Origin of the sequence: Thermocatellispora tengchongensis, assembly GCF_014202315.1 — a bacterium.
Taxonomy (GTDB): domain Bacteria; phylum Actinomycetota; class Actinomycetes; order Streptosporangiales; family Streptosporangiaceae; genus Thermocatellispora; species Thermocatellispora tengchongensis.
Window position 1 is genome coordinate 196,653 of the sequence record NZ_JACHGN010000008.1, and the last position, 14,455, is coordinate 211,107.

Consider the following 14,455-nt stretch of genomic DNA (forward strand, 5'->3'; position numbering starts at 1 on the left):
CTCACGCCTCCTGGTCCGCCGCGTCGGGGCCGTCCGCCTCGGGGACGCCGAACGTGTCGCCCAGGTTCACCATCGCCCAGCTCCGCCAGCGCCGCGCCGCGTCGCGGGTGCGGCAGGCGTAGGAGGCGGCGAACACCCGCGCCGCCAGGTCGTGCCGCCCCAGCAGGCCCGCCGCCTGCACCGCCCAGGTCTCCACCAGCTCCCGCTGCCGGTGCCCGCGCACCTCGGCCAGGTCGCGCTCGCAGGCCAGGATCGCGCGCTCCAGCGCGTCGGCGCGCCCGCCGCCCCGAGCCCGGCACACGCCGAGCGCCAGCTCCCGACGCAGCCGCGCGCCGGTCTCCTCCGCCGGTGCGGCCGTCAGCAGGCGCTCGGCCTGGAGGAACAGGCGGGTGCCGGTCGCCAGCACCCAGCCCGCGCGCAGCCGGTCGCCCGCCTCCCGCCAGCACTCGGCCGCGTCCTCGGGGCGGCCCAGCGCGAGGTACAGGTCGGCGGCTCCGGCGAAGTCGTCGCCCGCGCGGTAGCACTCGGCCGCGGTGGCCAGGTCGCCGGCCCGCGCGTACGCCGCGGCGGCCCGCTGCATGTGCCCGGCGTCGCGGTAGCACCGGGCCGCGTCGGAATACAGGCTCGCCTTCTCGTAGCAGGCGGCGGCCCGGGTGAGCAGGTCGGTGCGCCGGCTCACCGCTCCTGGGTCTTCGGACGCGCCGGCCGGACGGTCTGCTCCGCCTCGGGCTCCATGCGCGGGATCGCCGCCGCCGACGGGTCGAGCCCGCCGAGCGGGACCTCCTCGATCAGCGGCCGGCGCTCGATCAGCCCGCCCAGCTCGGCCGCGGCGGCTTCGTGCGCGGCGTTGTGCCGGGCGCCGGTGCCGCCGGTGGCGATGTCGTCGATCTGGAACACCTCGAACTCGCCGGTCTCGACGTTGATCTGCACCGTGACGCGGTAGGCCATGTCACTCCACCTCGAACTGGATCTTGATGACGCCCTCGTCCTCCACGTAGACCAGGTTGTGCGCGTCGGCGCGGGCCGCCCGCTCCAGCAGCACGTCACGGTAGGCATGGGTCAGCGGGCGGTTGAAGTAGCCGAGGTAGCCCTGGTGCAGCTCCCTGACCCGGCGCTCGGCGCCCGCGGTCACCTCGTCCTGGCGGGCGGCCCGCGCGCCCGCGAGCGCCTGCTCGGCGTCGGCCCGCGCCTCGGCCAGCAGCGCCCCCTCCTGCTCGCGCAGCCGCCGCTCCGCGGCCTCGCGCTCGCTGCCGGCCCGCTCGGCGGCCTCCCGGACCGCCTGCTTCTCGGCCTCGCCCTCCGCCTGCTCGCGGCCCTCGCGCTCGGCGACCCGCTTGGTACGGCCGCGGTAGCCGTCCTCGTAGTAGCCGACCGTCACCTCGACCTGCGCCTCGGCCTCGGCGACGCCGCCGATTACCCGCCGCGCCTGGCCCTCGGCGGAGACCTCGGCCGCGACCGTCGCCACGATCTCCAGCTCGCCGGTGTCGGGGTGGTAGAGCAGGTGGCCGCCCGGCACGTCCCGGCGCAGGCCGTCCTCGGTCTTCTCCCAGTCGGGGTCGTCGGCCAGGATCTCGGCCAGCCGGGCCCGCACCGGCGGGGCCAGCCCCGCGCCGACCGGCTCGATGATCCTCGCCTCCCCGGTCACGGTCGCGCTCAGCGCGACCGTGCGCTCCAGCTCGGCCTGCCACGCCTGGGAGAGCCGCTTGCTCGCCCGGACCTTCACTCTGCGCGGGTTGCACATGGCGATCCCTCCGCTCCCTCACGCGTCGCGCATGAGGGAGATCAGCTCCTTGATCTTCTGGTCGGCGTCGGCGATCTCCTGCTGCGCGCCCGGGTGGTACTGCAGCAGCTTGTTGCGCAGCTCGGTGAGCCGGCTCAGCTCGCCGTCCACGATCGCCGGGGTGGCCGTGCCCGCGGACAGGCGCCGCCGCGCCTGCTCGTGGACGGTCTCGATCTCGTTGACGATGTGCGCCACCGAGGGCGCCGGGTCCAGCGACTCACCGCCGTCGGCCTCGACCCGGCCCTGCACCGCCTCCAGGAACTGGGGCGCGTCGGCCTGGTCGGTCCAGAAGTACGCCAGCGGCCACAGGTCCTTGGGCTCGGCCACGGTGGAGTTGCGCAGCACCGCCGCGGCGGCCACGAGCTTCTGCCCGCGCACGATCCGCCGGTCGGACAGCGTCATCCGGGCGGCCAGCAGCTCCTGGACCACGTCGCGGTAGGCGGGCAGCGCCGGCTCCAGATCCACCTCGGCGGTGCGCCGCGACAGCGCCGACAGCGCCGCCAGCGACACGATCCGCCGCTCCTTCGGCTCGGCCTGGCCGCGCAGGCCGAGCTGCTCGCGGTCCCAGCCGAGCCGCAGCAGGTCGTACAGGCGCTCGTCGGCCACCGGCGTCAGCTCGATGCGCAGCAGGAAACGGTCGGCGAACGCGCGCAGCACCGGATCGTCGGGCAGGTCGTTGGACGCCCCGATCAGCGTCACCAGCGGCGTGTCCTGCGGCTGGGCCCCGTTGTAGAACCGCCTCTCGTTGATCAGCGTGAGCAGCGAGTTCAGGATCGCGCTGCTGCCCTGGAACACCTCGTCCAGGAAGGCGATCTCCGCCTCGGGCAGCATCCCGGCCGTGCGCACCCGGTAGACGCTGTTGCGGAACTCCTCCACGTCCAGCGGGCCGAAGATCTCCGACGGCTCGGTGAACCGGGTGAGCTGGTAGGTGAAGGTCCGCTGGACGTCGATCAGCTCCGAGAAGCGCAGCACCAGGTCGGTCTTGGCGGTCCCCGGCGGGCCGAGCAGCAGCAGGTGCTCGCGGCTCAGCACCGCGATCTGCAACAGCCTGATCGCCCGGTCGCGCCCGACGTACCGGCGCGACAGCCGCCGGTAGACCGCGTCGAGCCGGTTGATCGTGGCGGCGTCCTCCTGGCCCCACTCCGCGGGCACGCCGGTGCGCATCGTCATGGGCGCTCCCTCGCCGTTCTCCTCGCCCTCACAGCGTCTCCTCGCGCTTCTCGCGCACCGAGCGGTTCAGCCGCCCCACCAGCTCGCCCAGTACGGCCGGGTCGGCGGCCGGGCGTCCGTGCAGGCGCTCGCCCACGTAGGCGTCGCGGAAGATGGACTGGATGTCGTCGCCGGACCGCCCGCTGGTCGCCTCGGCGACCAGCCCGGTCAGCTCGTCGGAGACCGCGATGCCGAAGCGCCGGGCCTGCACCGCCACGATCTCGCGGCGGGCCTCCTGGGAGGGCAGGTCCACCCGGATCGGCAGGAACCGGCTCGGCCGGAGCAGGGCCGGGTCGATCAGGCCGAGCTGGTTGGTGGTGCCGATGACCAGGAACGGCACGTCCTCGCGGAACCCGTCCAGCTCGGTGAGGAGCTGGGCGACCATCGCGTTGCCGGCCCGGCTGCCGCCGTCGTCGCGCTCGCTGCGCCGTCCGGCGATGGCGTCGAACTCGTCGAAGACGATCACCGAGGGGGCGTTGCGCCGGGCGGAGGCGAACAGCTCGCGGATCTTCCGCTCGCCCTCGCCGACGTACTTGTCGGTGACCTCCGGGCCCGAGACCACCATGATCGTGGCGTTGAGGTGGTTGGCGATGGCCTTGGCGAACAGGGTCTTGCCGGTGCCGGGCGGCCCGTAGAAGATGAACCCCTTCGGCATCAGCTCGCTCTGCGAGCGGTCGCCCAGGTCGCGCAGCCCGGTCATGATCTCCAGGGCGTCGGCGATGGCCGCCTTGACCTCCCGGTAGCCGCCGATGTCGCGGAAGCTGACGTCGGGCACCTCGAAGCTGGCCGACATGCGCGCCTTGAACCCCCGGATCGTGTTGCGCAGATCGGCGTCGGTGGGCTTGTCGCGGCCGGCGTGCTCGGCGTACGCGTAGCGCACCGCCTGCCGCAGCCGGATCGGGTTGAGGCCGGCGACGTACTTGTGGAACTCCTCGGGCTTGTAGCCCGCGAACAGCCCGGCCTCGCTCCTGGTCACCATGCACACGCCGAGCGGCAGCTCCTCGCCCGAAACCGGGTCGACGACGACCCGCGGGCTGCCGGTGATGGCGATCCGGGCGCCGAACCGCTCCGCCAGCACCTCGGGCACTCCGATGGTCGGGTCGGCGAAGGCCAGGATGAGCTGCGAGGAGTGGTTGTACAGCAGCTCGATCAGGTCGCGGGCCTCGGCGGTCAGCCCGTCTCCGCCGCCGCACAGCAGGTCGAGGTGCGGGATCACCAGGACCTGGCCGTCCTTCAGCTCGCGCAGCAGCGTGCGGAGCTGGTCGAGCTGGCGCTGACGCCGGCTGCGCGGCGCCATCAGCGCCGAGGGGTCCTGCTCCTCCTCCGGGGTCTCCAGCAGGATCGGCACCGCGCCGGCCCGCTCGCCGATCAGCGGGCCCAGATGCTCCACGACGAGCTTGTCGCAGGTGACGATGCTGGAGATGCGGCGGCGCAGGAACGAGCCCACCTGCCCGATCTCGGCGGCGTACGCGATCTCCACGGCCTGGCGGTCGGTCAGCTCCTCCGGGAAGCGCTGGGCGGGCGGCGGTGGCGGCACCGGCAGCCACGGGCCCTCGCGCGGCGCGGCGGCCGGCTCCGGCGGGCCGGTGGCCGCGTCAGGGGGCGCGGCCGGCGCCAGGCCGGTCGGGTACACCGCCGTGCCCACGGGCAACTCGGCGAGCAGGGTGACCTCGACGTCCAGCTCGCGCACCGGGCGTTCGGCCAGCCGGGGGTCCAGCGGGCGCAGCAGCAGGTAGGCGCCCTGCGCCAGGACAGTGCGCAGCGGCGTGGCGGGCGGGGCGCCGTGGAAGCGGTCGCGGTCGGCGTCGCCGACCGCGACGATCGTCAGCGCGTCGCTCATCCCAGCACCCCCAGCCGGAACATCTGCCAGTACAGGTCGAGGCCGGGCCGGTGGCCGCTCAGCCCGTAGCGCGAGCGCAGCCCCTCGCCCTCGGTGCGGTCCAGCCGGGCCAGGGCCTGCCACCAGCGGGCCGTCGCCGCGGCCGGGGCCAGGTCGCTCGGCGGTCGCAGGCGGCGCGCCGCCGCGCCGACCCGCTCCAGGTGGGCCGGGCCCGCCTGGGGCATCGCGGTCTCGTACACGTCCAGGACCAGCTCCTTCTCGGCGGGCAGCAGCCCGGCCAGCACCTCCCCGCGCCACGCGCTCTGCCCGTCGGTCGCGGGCGGCGCGGCGAACGCCAGCGTGAACAGGTTGCGGCCCTCGGGGTCGGCCAGCAGCTCGTCCAGGACCAGCTCGCAACGGGCCGGGCCCCCCGGCCCCGGCTCGTCCAGCAGCGCGGTCAGCGGGGAGAAGTCGCGCAGCGCGCCGCCCAGGGCCGGATCGCAGCCCGCCGCGAGCAGCGCCTCGGCCAGCCCGTGCCGGGCCAGCAGCTCGTACGCCGAGCAGCTTCGCGCCACCGCGCCCAGCAGGTCGGCCGCGGCCCCGCCGCCGGGCCACGCGCCCGCCGCGGCGGCCAGCAGCACCACCCCGCAGGTCACCGGGCGGCCGTCGCCCAGCGGCGGCGCGCTCAGCCGCAGCCGCGCCGCGGTGCGGGCCGCCAGGCCCACGGCGGCCTGCCGGACCTCCGGCGGCGGCTCGGCGAGGGCGCCCACGTCGGACAGGTCGCCCGCCGGCGGGGGCTCGGGGCCGGAGCGGTCAGTGGCCCACAGGAGGAGACGCAAGGCGGTATCCGTCGCGCTCATCGATCGTCCATAACGCGCATTCCTCCATGGCGTCGGCGGTGGCGGCGTAGAAGCGCAGCGCGCGCCCCCGCCTGCCGAGGTTGATCAGGCCCGCGACCTGCCACGGCTGGCGGAACGTGCCGTGGTGCAGGATCACGTCGGTCTCGGACAGCCCCATCTCCACGTCGATGCCGAGCAGGTGGGTGTGCCACCAGCCGACCAGCCGCTCGCCCTCGCCGCCCGCGCGGAGGGCCTGGGTGAGCGCCTGGAAGGAGTCGCTGGTGAAGGTGAAGTGGATGAAGGACGCCCCGGTGTGCTCGGCTGACAGCACCCGCTCCACCCGCACCAGGTGACGTTCGGGGCCGAGCGCGAACACCCGCCCGGCCAGGAAACCGCCCTCCTCCACCCGCCCGCTCAGCTCCAGCCCGCTGTCGAGCAGTTCGTGCACCTCGGGGGTCAGCGCCACGTTGATCCGGGTGAGATGCTCCGGCGCCATGCCCATCGCCGCCGGATCGAGCTCCGGCAGCTCCGGCTCCTCCATCTTGCGGATGCTGAAGTTGCGCCGGGGCCGCTTGGGATCCACCACGACGCTGCCCTCGACCTGCGGCGTGGGCCGGATCGTGCCCATGCGCTCGGCGAGCCTGCCCGCGATGGCGGTGAGATCGACGACGACCATGACCCGCTGCCCGGCCTGGATCGGCCGGATGGCCACCTGGAGCAGCGTCTCGTCCTTCACCCGCAGGGCCGGGGCCCGGAACACCAGCGGCCGGTCGCGGCCCACGTTGACCAGGCGGTAGCCCCACCTGGCGTCGGGGTCGCGCATGCGCGCGGCCAGCTCGGTCATCACCTTGCCGAACAGCTCGCGGACGAGGTAGGCGCCGGAGTGCAGGGTCGCGTCCTTGTGGGTGACCTGCACCTCGACCCGGGACGGCTCGGTGTCGAGGTAGGGGATGTGCGCCGGCTCGTGCGCGGTGCCCGCGGCCTGCCGGCCGCCCGCCCCGCCGAAGCGCAGCTCGATGTCCACCTCGTGGTCCTCGGCGAGGTGCCGCGCCAGGGCCCGGCGCACGAGCGGCATCATCGGGGCCACGTCGAAGACCCGCCCGTCGCTGGTGTCCTCCAGGTGGAAGTGCGGCTGCCCGCTCGGCTGGCCGCCGGGCTCGGCGTTCACCGGCCGGTTCCCGCCGCGTCTCCGGGGCGGGGCGCGTGCGCGCCCCGGATGCGGATCGGCTTGGGTGGCGGTGTCTCCTCGATGCCGATCATCGGCAGCAGGGGCCGGCCGCCCCGGCGCACGATCATCTCCTGGCCCTGCTCGCTGACCGCCCACAGCGCCGCCTCGCTGTTCAGGAAGCCGTGCGCGTCGAGGAACCCGTGGGGGAGCGCGCCGTAGTTGCGGTAGGCCGCGATGTCCATGATCAGCGCGCAGAGCACGTGGAAGTCGAGGTCGGTGCGGTAGGCGTCGTCGCCCAGCGCCCCGATGCACACCCACCCCATGGGCCGGGAGTCGGTGCCGCGGGGCTCGACGTTGGGGTGGAAGATCGGCGTGGTGAACATCACCGCCGGCGCCTTGATCGGGAACAGGTCGTACAGCACGATGAGTGCCTTGTGCACGTCGCGCGGCACCGGGCGCAGGTCGGCCGGGTCGGCCGCCTGCTCGCGCGGCGGCTCGAAGCCCGCCGCCCGGAACTGGACCTCGTAGCAGGTGGGCAGGAACTCGTCGTCGGTGTAGACGATCTCGAAGCCCGGGTTGGCCCGCTCGTAGTCGCGGATCTCGTTGCGCACCCGCGCCAGGGCGGCGCGGCGCAGCCGGGGGTTGATCGCGCCCGCGGTGCTCTCGGGCCTGATGTGCAGCTCGTCGCCCTCGCGCACCCCGGCCTGCTGCAGTGTCAGGTCGGGGTCGAGCCGCTGCTCCTGCGGCGGATCCTGCGGGGTTGCCCCCGGCACCACCCGGTCCACGACCGTGCGCCGGGCGCGGCCGAAACGGTCCTGGCGGGTCTCCTCGCCGTACTGGAACAGCACCGCGTGCGGGATGTCGCGCACCGGCGTGGTGTTGGGCACGTTCTCGGCGTAGAAGACCTGCTGGTCGGGCCCCACCAGGCGCAGCTGCTCGAACAGGTGGGGCTGGAAGGGGTAGACCTCGAACAGCACCTCGACGTTCTCGCCCAGGCCCAGGTCGGCGACCTCGCGCCGGAGCCGGCCCAGGCGCGCCTCGTCCAGCCCGCCCGGGACGTACAGCGCGGCCTCCTCGGCCCCGGTGTAGAGCAACTGGGTGTCGGGGCCGATCACCTGACGGGCCAGCCGCACGAACTCCTCGTAGTGCTCGCTGCCCCGGAACGTCAGGGTCGGCCACTCCTCCGGGGTCTCGGCCGCCCGGCCGCCCTCTCGAGGGGTCACCCTGACCTGGGCGTCGGGCAGCGGCTCGGGCACCTCCTCCGCGGCGCGGCGGAAGATGGCGTTGCCGCGGTACTGCCGGTGCGCGGCCACGGCCAGCGCCTCGGGGCCGTGGCCGTCGATGCGGCCGTTCTCGATCTCGCGCAGCACCTGTCCCCAGTACAGGGCGGCGGTGCGGAAGCCCTCCCAGTTGGGGCGCTCGCCCCGCGGGAAGCCGATCGCCTCCAGCAGCGCCTCCGCCTCGGCCTGCTGGTCGAAGACCCTGGCCAGCTCTTCGAGGAACTCGGTCCGGTTCTTCATCGGGCCCTCACTCCCTGTCGGTCGGCCTGCGGCGCCGCGCCCGCCCCGTCCTCCTCCGGGCCGGGCGCGAGCTCGATGTAGCGGATGTCGCCGAGGCCGTCGCGGCGGGCCACCGGCAGGATCTCCCGGGGGGCGACCCCCAGCGAGCGCAGCGTCGCGCGCGGGTCGGCCGCGCCGAGCCGGGTCACGACCCGGCCCGCCCGCCCCGGCATGGGCCCGGCGCCGAAGCCGTTCCAGGTGAGCACGTCCTCACCCGGGCCGGCCGCCGCGGCCAGCACCTCGCCCGCGGTCGCGGCGCGGCTCAGCCCGATCGGGGTGACCGACCCGGCGGGTATCGGCTCGTGCAGCGGGCAGTCGGCGGAGCGGCGCACCCCGACCGGGCGGGCGCCGGTCTCGGCGTCGAAGACGACGACCTCGGGCCCCGGCGGCAGCCCGCACAGCAGGCGTACGCCCTCGGTGGCCAGCCAGGCGCCCACCAGCGCGGTGACCGGCGCCGACGCGCCCGCCGGCGCCTGGACGGCCAGGGCGCCGCAGCCGACCGGGTCGTCCAGCACGGCCCGCCCGGCGTGCCCGGCCAGGCAGCCGTAGCAGGCGCCGCCGGGCGTGAACCGCCGCGCCTCGCCGCCCCACGGCCCGGTGCCGCCGTCGAGCCAGCCCACGCCGGCCAGCCCGCAGCGGCCGGCGAGCTGCACCCGGGCGGCCACCGAGTCGAGGCAGCCGACGACCAGCGAGGCGTCACGCAGCTCGGCCAGCCCGACCCCGGTGTCGAGCGCCGCCCGCCTGGGCGTGACCCGGGTGCCGGGCGCCAGCCCGGCCAGGCCGCGCCGCGCCGCCTCCACCTTCGGCGCGCCCACGTCGCCGGCCCGGAACAGGGCGCACCTGCTCAGGTTGGAGGCGGACACGACGTCGGGGTCGCACAGCACCAGGCCGCCGACCCCGGCCATGGCCAGCAGCCGGGCGGTCTCGTTGCCCAGCGCCCCGACGCCGAGGACGACGACGGTGGCCCCGGCCAGGGCGTCCTGCCGCCAGCCGGGGATCAGCTCGTGCCGCGCGAACCGGTCGTTCATGGCCGCTGCTCCTGGGGGAGCACCCGCATGTCCATGGGGCACTGGCGCAGGCCGCTGCGGCTGTCGATGAAGTCCTCGTAGCACAGCAGGCTGTGCGCGGCGTCGCGGTGGACGGTGAGCGAGCACTGCGGGTCGTCGGGGCGGCACACGCAGGTCACCACGAACTCGTAGGGCCGGAAGGACTCACGGCACACGAAGCAGCACTGGCGCCGGTCGCTGGGGCGCACGGTCTCGCGCGGCCGCAGCAGCGGGTCGCCGGGGTGCAGCCGGCGGACGTACCGGACCAAGGGCGGGTCCATGGCGTCGATCGCCTCGAAGAAGGCGCGGCCCACCGCGGACTCGCCGTGCTCCTCGGCCTCGGCCAGACCGCACCAGGGCAGGTGGGCCGGGTCGTGGCGCACCTCGGCCAGGCGGCCGTCGTCGCCGATGCGCAGCAGCACCGGGTCGTCCTGGCGGAAGCTGTGGGCGCAGACGGGGCAGTAGCCGCCCATCCACTCCGACCGCCAGGTGGTGACGGCCGGGCCGTCCTGCACCACCGTGTTGACCGGGTCCTCGCCCAGGCGCACGCCGGCGCGGAACTCCTTGACGACGTTGCGCTCGGCCCCGTCGCCCGCCGGCGTCGCGCCTGTTGTGCCGCCTGCGCCCGTCGTGCTGCTTGCGCCTGTCGCGCCGGTCGCGCCCGTCGTGCCGGTCATGCCGCCTCCTCGATCGCGAACTCGTGGGGCGGGCAGCCCAGGCCGTCGAGCACGGCCGTCGCGGCGGCGAACGCGCGGGCCACCGGCTCGCCGGCCGCGACGCCGCGGTAGAGGTGGCGGGTGAAGTGCAGGGCGCAGATGTCGTGCAGCGGCCCCGAGGCGCCGACCACCACGTCGCTGACGGCGAGCAGCGGCCGCGCCGCGGCGGCGGTGTGGCAGGAGCCGAGCACGATCGCGCTCAGCCGGCCGAAGGCGGCCAGGACGCGGGCGAGCGCGGCGGCGCCGAGCGGGTGGCCGAAGCCGCCGTGGTCCTCCAGCAGGATCTCGCCGCCGGCGGTGCCGTGGCCGCTGAAGTGCAGGATGTGCGGCCTCGCGTCGTACAGGCAGGCGTCGAGGTCCTCGTACTGGACGGCCTGCCGGATCGTCGGGACCACCCGGCTGCCCCGGGTCTCGCGGACGATCTCGCGGTACTCGGCGCCGAGGCGCAGCCGCGCCTTGTCGCCCGGCTGGGCGGCCAGGCACAGCACCCGCACCTCGGAGTTCTGCCGGGAGGGCTCGCCGGCCAGCGCGAGCAGGGCCGCGTTGCCGGGGTAGTGGCGCAGCGCCTCGCGCAGCAGGACCGCGATGCTCGATTCGGGGAACGCGCCGTCGGCGATGGTCCGGCACGCGGCGCGCCAGTACAAATCCCCCCGAAGGTGACCATAAGGGCGGAGCCTGTGTAATGCCACATTCGCATCTTCGAGTAGCGCGCGCGTGCTCATTTCATCGGGGAACAGGCGTGCGAGCAGCGCGAAACCGTCGCCGCGCCGCAATCGCTCGTAGTCGTCTTCTGCCATCGGTGCGATCGGACCCCCGTGCATTCTCCACGCGCGTCGTGCCGCACAATCTTCGCACATCAAGGGCTCGCGTGTACCCCCTGTGGCGACGTGGACACCGGCATTCTCCGCGATATCGGGCCGCATGAATCGCAAATTACGGCCAGCGTCATCCGCTCAATGGAAAAAGTGCCGGACGGCCGGGAAACGGCGCGCTGAAGTGCGATATTCTCACGGCCCTGGGAGGGGCGAGATTGGCCGAGACTCGCGGTTCGGTGCAGGTGTTCCGGCCCGGTGGTGAATCCCGTGGCCGGGTGACGCTGGAGACCGCCTTCACCGGTTCGGTGGTCCAGCGCGACGGCCTGATCGCGCGCGCGTGCAGGCTGGGCGACGGCACGTCCGCCGTGGTGCTCACCCCCGAGCGGCCGGGCTCCGCCGCGCTCGGCCGCGTCGTCGCCATCGGCGCCCGGCTCGCCGCCCAGTACGCCTTCGGCGCCTACCCGCCGCAGCTCGCCATGCTCGTCGGCCACGACCGCGACCTCGCCGTCCTGGCCCAGGAGGGCCGCCCGCTCGACGACATCACGCTGACCGAGGCGCAGAAGGACGCCGCCGCGCTCGACCTGCTCATCGGCCTGCGCGAGCTGGCCGACTCGCGCGTGGTGCACCGCGCGATCTGCCCGCGCTCGCTGCTGTGGGACGGCGAGAGCCTGCAGATCGCCGACTACTCCCAGGCCGTCGTGGTGGGCGAGGACCGTCCGCCCGGCTCCCCGGTGCCCGCCGAGTGGCGCTCGCCCGCCGACCTGGCCGGCGGCGGCCGGGCGTCCCTCGCCGACGACCTGCACAGCGCCTGCCAGGTGCTGTTCTGGCTGTACTCCGGCGAGCCGCCCGAGCCCGAGCCCGCCCGCATGCGCGAACGGCTCGCCCACCACCTGCCCGGCCCTCTCGACCGCCTCGCCGGCGCCTACGACGGCCCCGCCGCCCCCGACCTGCGCGAGCTGCTGCGCCGCTGGTCGCCGCCGCCCCCGCCCCGCCCGCCCGCGCACCTGGCCCGCGCCGCCGAGGCCGACCGGCGCTTCGCGGCCATGCGCGCGGCCCAGCTCGCCGACCGGGCGCCGCTGATCGATCCGGCCACCGTGCGCGTGGAGGAGTCGCACCTGTTCCGCCCGTTCGCGCCGCCGCCGATGGTCCTGCGCCGCTTCCGCTCCGGCTGCCTGCTCGCGGCCGCCGCGGTCGTGGCACTGTGCGTCGCCCTGGTGTCGCTGATCCTCGGGTGGGTGAGGTGATGCGCATCCGCTGCCCCCTGTGCGCCCGGAGCCTGACCTGGGAGACCGCCCGGGTGGTGGTGATCGGCGACGACGGGCGGACCTCCCCGTACGTCCCGGGGCAGAGCCGCGACCCCGCCGACCGCAGGGCCGAGGAGGAACGGCTCGCCCGGGTCTGCGCGGGCGGCGGGCTCGGCGAGCACTTCCTGCCCTACGGCTACGGCCACTACGGCCCGCCGGTCGTGATCGGCGTCGTCGGCCAGGGCTCGGCCGGCAAGACCCACCTGCTCGCGGCCATGGTCCGCTCGTTCATGCACGCCGGCCGCACCGGCGCGCTGCCCCTCCGCGTCGATCCGCTCGACCTGCGCATCCACCGCCGCTTCGAGCAGCGGGCCATCGTGCCGTTCCTGGAGGAGCGCCGCGTCCTGCCGATCACCCCCGCCACCGCCACGATCGAGCTCACCGACGCGCTGCGGGTCTACAACCCGCGCACCCGCGGCTACCACGCGGTGGTCTTCTTCGACGTCGGCGGCGAGCGACTGGAGGCCGACCGCGACAACCACTTCCTGCGGGCGCTGAACGCGCTGCTGTTCGTGGTCGACGGCGAACTGCTGCTCGGCAGGCGCGGCGCGCGGGGCGGCGACCGGGTGTTCGGCACCGTGATCAGCAGGCTCACCTCGCTGCACGGCTACACCAGGGCCGGCCACCTCGCGCTGCCCGCCGCGCTCGTGGTCGCCAAGGCCGACCGGCTGCGCTTCCTGGACGAGCCCGACGTCAACCGGTGGTTCGCCCACCCCGACTCCGAGCAGTTCGACCTGGACACCGTGGAGGACGAGAGCCGCGACGTCCACCGCCTGCTCAGCCTGCGCGGCCCCGGCTTCCTCGGCCCCGCCTCGGTCTTCCTGCGGTCGAGCCTGCACCTCGCCTCGGCGGCCGGCGCCTCGCCCATGGAGGCGGGCGAGCGCTTCCGCCAGCGCGGCTTCGGGCCCCGCCGCACCGTCAAGCCGCTGCTCTGGCTCCTGGCGCAGCGGCAGGTCCTGGGCCCGGCCGGCGGCGGGCAGAGGGGAACGCGATGACCGCGCACACCGGCGCCTACCTCGACCAGATCGTCTTCCAGTGGTCGGCCACCAGCCTGCTCGGCACCCGCGGGGTCGGGCCGGTCGCCACGTCGCTGCCGTACGACGGGCTGCGGCACTGGGCCGATCTGCTGCGCACCGAGATCTGGGCCGCGGCCGAGCCGCCCGGCAGCCCGCCCGGCATCGCCTACCTCCGGTACGCCGAGGAGGCCGCGGTCCTGCGCAAGTGGCCGGTACAGGACGCCACGGGCCGTCCCGGCTCCACCTTCACCCACGCCCTGGTCGGGCCCGCGGCGGCGCTCACCCCCGAGGCGGCGCTGGCGTACGCCCACTGGGAGGGCTGGCTCGACCCCGGCGACCCCCTGCCCGCCGGCGGCGCGCTGGAGGCGTTCCGCTGGAGCCCCACCCTGCGCGCGCCGCTGCCCCGGCCCGATCCCGTCCTGGCCGCCGAGGCGGCGGCGGTGGTCGATCGGGTGCTGCGCTGCCCGTCGGCCCGCTACACCGTGGTCGCCCCCGCGTCCGACCCGCTCGGCCTGGCCCAGGTCGTGCTGGGGGTGGCGCGCGGTTTCGGCGCCGATCCGTGGACCTTCGCCACCCGCGAGTCCGACGACGCCGGGCGCGAGGCCACCCGGCTGATCATCCTCACCGCCGAGCCCGAGTTCTCCTCCCACGGCGTGCCGCGCGAGCGGATCGCGCCCGCGGGCGCCCCGGCGGCGCCGCTGGCCGAGACCCTGGTGGCGGCCTACCTGCGCTCGGGGAGCGAGGGCATGGAGCGCATCCGCCCGTCCCGGCCGCTCACCGACCCCGCGCGGGTGCGGCGGTGGGCCAAGGCCGTGCAGCGCGCGCCCGGGGTGCTCGACGACGCCTTCCTGCTGGCCACGGCCGCCGCACGCGGCCGGCTGTCGCCCCGCGAGCGCGACTACCTCGCCTCCGCCGAGGGCCGCGGCCAGGTCGCCGCCATGATCGCCCGCTTCCCCGACGCCGAGTTGGTCGAGCTGGTGCGGTTGTGGGCCGAGGGACGCACCGACCCGGTCACCGAGGCCGTGAGCGCCGAGCTGGAGCGCAGGCTGGCCCGCGCCGGCGGGCGCCGCTCCCGGGGCGTTCTGGCGCGGTGGCGGCACGCCATCCCGGTGCTCGTCGCGGTGGTGGTCCTGGCGGTCGCCGCCGGTTTCGTCCTGTTCGCCACGGCCCGGCTCTGGAGGTGA

The 14,455-nt window shown here is 75.3% G+C and carries 14 protein-coding genes; 3 read left to right on the forward strand and 11 right to left on the reverse strand.

What is annotated here, in order from left to right:
• Position 1: 1 nt before the first annotated feature.
• Genes HNP84_RS20215 through HNP84_RS20265 form a run of 11 tightly spaced genes read right to left on the reverse strand, consistent with a single transcriptional unit; the run spans position 2 to position 11,059 of the window.
• Positions 2 to 679, reverse strand: a complete 678-nt coding sequence (locus tag HNP84_RS20215; protein ID WP_185051319.1) for a soluble NSF attachment family protein — start codon at positions 677 to 679, stop codon at positions 2 to 4.
• Positions 676 to 948, reverse strand: a complete 273-nt coding sequence (locus tag HNP84_RS20220) for a hypothetical protein (protein WP_185051320.1) — start codon at positions 946 to 948, stop codon at positions 676 to 678. Before HNP84_RS20220 ends, HNP84_RS20215 begins: the two co-directional genes overlap by 4 nt.
• A 1-nt stretch (position 949) precedes the next feature.
• The gene (locus HNP84_RS20225; RefSeq protein WP_185051321.1) at positions 950 to 1,741 is read right to left on the reverse strand and encodes a hypothetical protein; all 792 of its coding nucleotides are present in this window, start codon (positions 1,739 to 1,741) and stop codon (positions 950 to 952) included.
• 18 nt (positions 1,742 to 1,759) lie between these two features.
• The gene (locus HNP84_RS20230; protein WP_185051322.1) at positions 1,760 to 2,950 is read right to left on the reverse strand and encodes an AAA family ATPase; all 1,191 of its coding nucleotides are present in this window, start codon (positions 2,948 to 2,950) and stop codon (positions 1,760 to 1,762) included.
• 28 nt (positions 2,951 to 2,978) lie between these two features.
• A complete protein-coding gene (locus tag HNP84_RS20235) occupies positions 2,979 to 4,829 on the reverse strand; it encodes an ATP-binding protein (RefSeq protein WP_185051323.1) in 1,851 nt (616 codons plus the stop codon).
• On the reverse strand, positions 4,826 to 5,668 hold the full coding sequence (locus HNP84_RS20240; RefSeq protein WP_185051324.1) for a hypothetical protein: 843 nt from the start codon (positions 5,666 to 5,668) through the stop codon (positions 4,826 to 4,828). Before HNP84_RS20240 ends, HNP84_RS20235 begins: the two co-directional genes overlap by 4 nt.
• Positions 5,622 to 6,815 (reverse strand): JAB N-terminal domain-containing protein, encoded by a 1,194-nt coding sequence (locus tag HNP84_RS20245; RefSeq protein ID WP_185051325.1) that lies wholly within the window; start codon positions 6,813 to 6,815, stop codon positions 5,622 to 5,624. Before HNP84_RS20245 ends, HNP84_RS20240 begins: the two co-directional genes overlap by 47 nt.
• On the reverse strand, positions 6,812 to 8,335 hold the full coding sequence (locus HNP84_RS20250; protein ID WP_185051326.1) for an effector-associated domain EAD1-containing protein: 1,524 nt from the start codon (positions 8,333 to 8,335) through the stop codon (positions 6,812 to 6,814). The genes HNP84_RS20245 and HNP84_RS20250 overlap by 4 nt, the downstream gene beginning before the upstream one ends.
• Positions 8,332 to 9,402, reverse strand: a complete 1,071-nt coding sequence (locus HNP84_RS20255) for a HesA/MoeB/ThiF family protein (RefSeq protein ID WP_185051327.1) — start codon at positions 9,400 to 9,402, stop codon at positions 8,332 to 8,334. Before HNP84_RS20255 ends, HNP84_RS20250 begins: the two co-directional genes overlap by 4 nt.
• Positions 9,399 to 10,097, reverse strand: coding sequence for a hypothetical protein (locus tag HNP84_RS20260; protein ID WP_185051328.1), 699 nt, complete (start codon positions 10,095 to 10,097; stop codon positions 9,399 to 9,401). Before HNP84_RS20260 ends, HNP84_RS20255 begins: the two co-directional genes overlap by 4 nt.
• On the reverse strand, positions 10,094 to 11,059 hold the full coding sequence (locus HNP84_RS20265) for an effector-associated domain EAD1-containing protein (RefSeq protein ID WP_312925302.1): 966 nt from the start codon (positions 11,057 to 11,059) through the stop codon (positions 10,094 to 10,096). Before HNP84_RS20265 ends, HNP84_RS20260 begins: the two co-directional genes overlap by 4 nt.
• 167 nt (positions 11,060 to 11,226) lie before the next feature.
• Here HNP84_RS20265 and HNP84_RS20270 point away from each other — a divergent pair, with 167 nt between their 5' ends.
• From HNP84_RS20270 to HNP84_RS20280, 3 genes are read left to right on the forward strand one after another with little or no spacing between them, the layout of a single operon-like run.
• Complete coding sequence (locus HNP84_RS20270; RefSeq protein ID WP_185051330.1) at positions 11,227 to 12,195, forward strand: protein kinase family protein; 969 nt, start codon at positions 11,227 to 11,229, stop codon at positions 12,193 to 12,195.
• Positions 12,183 to 13,250 (forward strand): TRAFAC clade GTPase domain-containing protein, encoded by a 1,068-nt coding sequence (locus HNP84_RS20275; protein WP_185051331.1) that lies wholly within the window; start codon positions 12,183 to 12,185, stop codon positions 13,248 to 13,250. The genes HNP84_RS20270 and HNP84_RS20275 overlap by 13 nt, the downstream gene beginning before the upstream one ends.
• Positions 13,247 to 14,455: a hypothetical protein gene (locus HNP84_RS20280; protein WP_185051332.1), complete on the forward strand. Its 1,209-nt coding sequence runs from the start codon at positions 13,247 to 13,249 to the stop codon at positions 14,453 to 14,455. The genes HNP84_RS20275 and HNP84_RS20280 overlap by 4 nt, the downstream gene beginning before the upstream one ends.

What these genes read in the sequence shown, in the direction of transcription:
- HNP84_RS20220 (WP_185051320.1), bottom strand. Translation starts at nt 948, where the DNA reads ATGGCCTACCGCGTCACGGTGCAGATCAACGTCGAGACCGGCGAGTTC.
- HNP84_RS20225 (WP_185051321.1), bottom strand. Translation starts at nt 1,741, where the DNA reads ATGTGCAACCCGCGCAGAGTGAAGGTCCGGGCGAGCAAGCGGCTCTCC.
- HNP84_RS20230 (WP_185051322.1), bottom strand. Translation starts at nt 2,950, where the DNA reads ATGACGATGCGCACCGGCGTGCCCGCGGAGTGGGGCCAGGAGGACGCC.
- HNP84_RS20235 (WP_185051323.1), bottom strand. Translation starts at nt 4,829, where the DNA reads ATGAGCGACGCGCTGACGATCGTCGCGGTCGGCGACGCCGACCGCGAC.
- HNP84_RS20240 (WP_185051324.1), bottom strand. Translation starts at nt 5,668, where the DNA reads ATGAGCGCGACGGATACCGCCTTGCGTCTCCTCCTGTGGGCCACTGAC.
- HNP84_RS20250 (WP_185051326.1), bottom strand. Translation starts at nt 8,335, where the DNA reads ATGAAGAACCGGACCGAGTTCCTCGAAGAGCTGGCCAGGGTCTTCGAC.
- HNP84_RS20255 (WP_185051327.1), bottom strand. Translation starts at nt 9,402, where the DNA reads ATGAACGACCGGTTCGCGCGGCACGAGCTGATCCCCGGCTGGCGGCAG.
- HNP84_RS20260 (WP_185051328.1), bottom strand. Translation starts at nt 10,097, where the DNA reads ATGACCGGCACGACGGGCGCGACCGGCGCGACAGGCGCAAGCAGCACG.
- HNP84_RS20265 (WP_312925302.1), bottom strand. Translation starts at nt 11,059, where the DNA reads ATGCGGCCCGATATCGCGGAGAATGCCGGTGTCCACGTCGCCACAGGG.
- HNP84_RS20280 (WP_185051332.1), top strand. Translation starts at nt 13,247, where the DNA reads ATGACCGCGCACACCGGCGCCTACCTCGACCAGATCGTCTTCCAGTGG.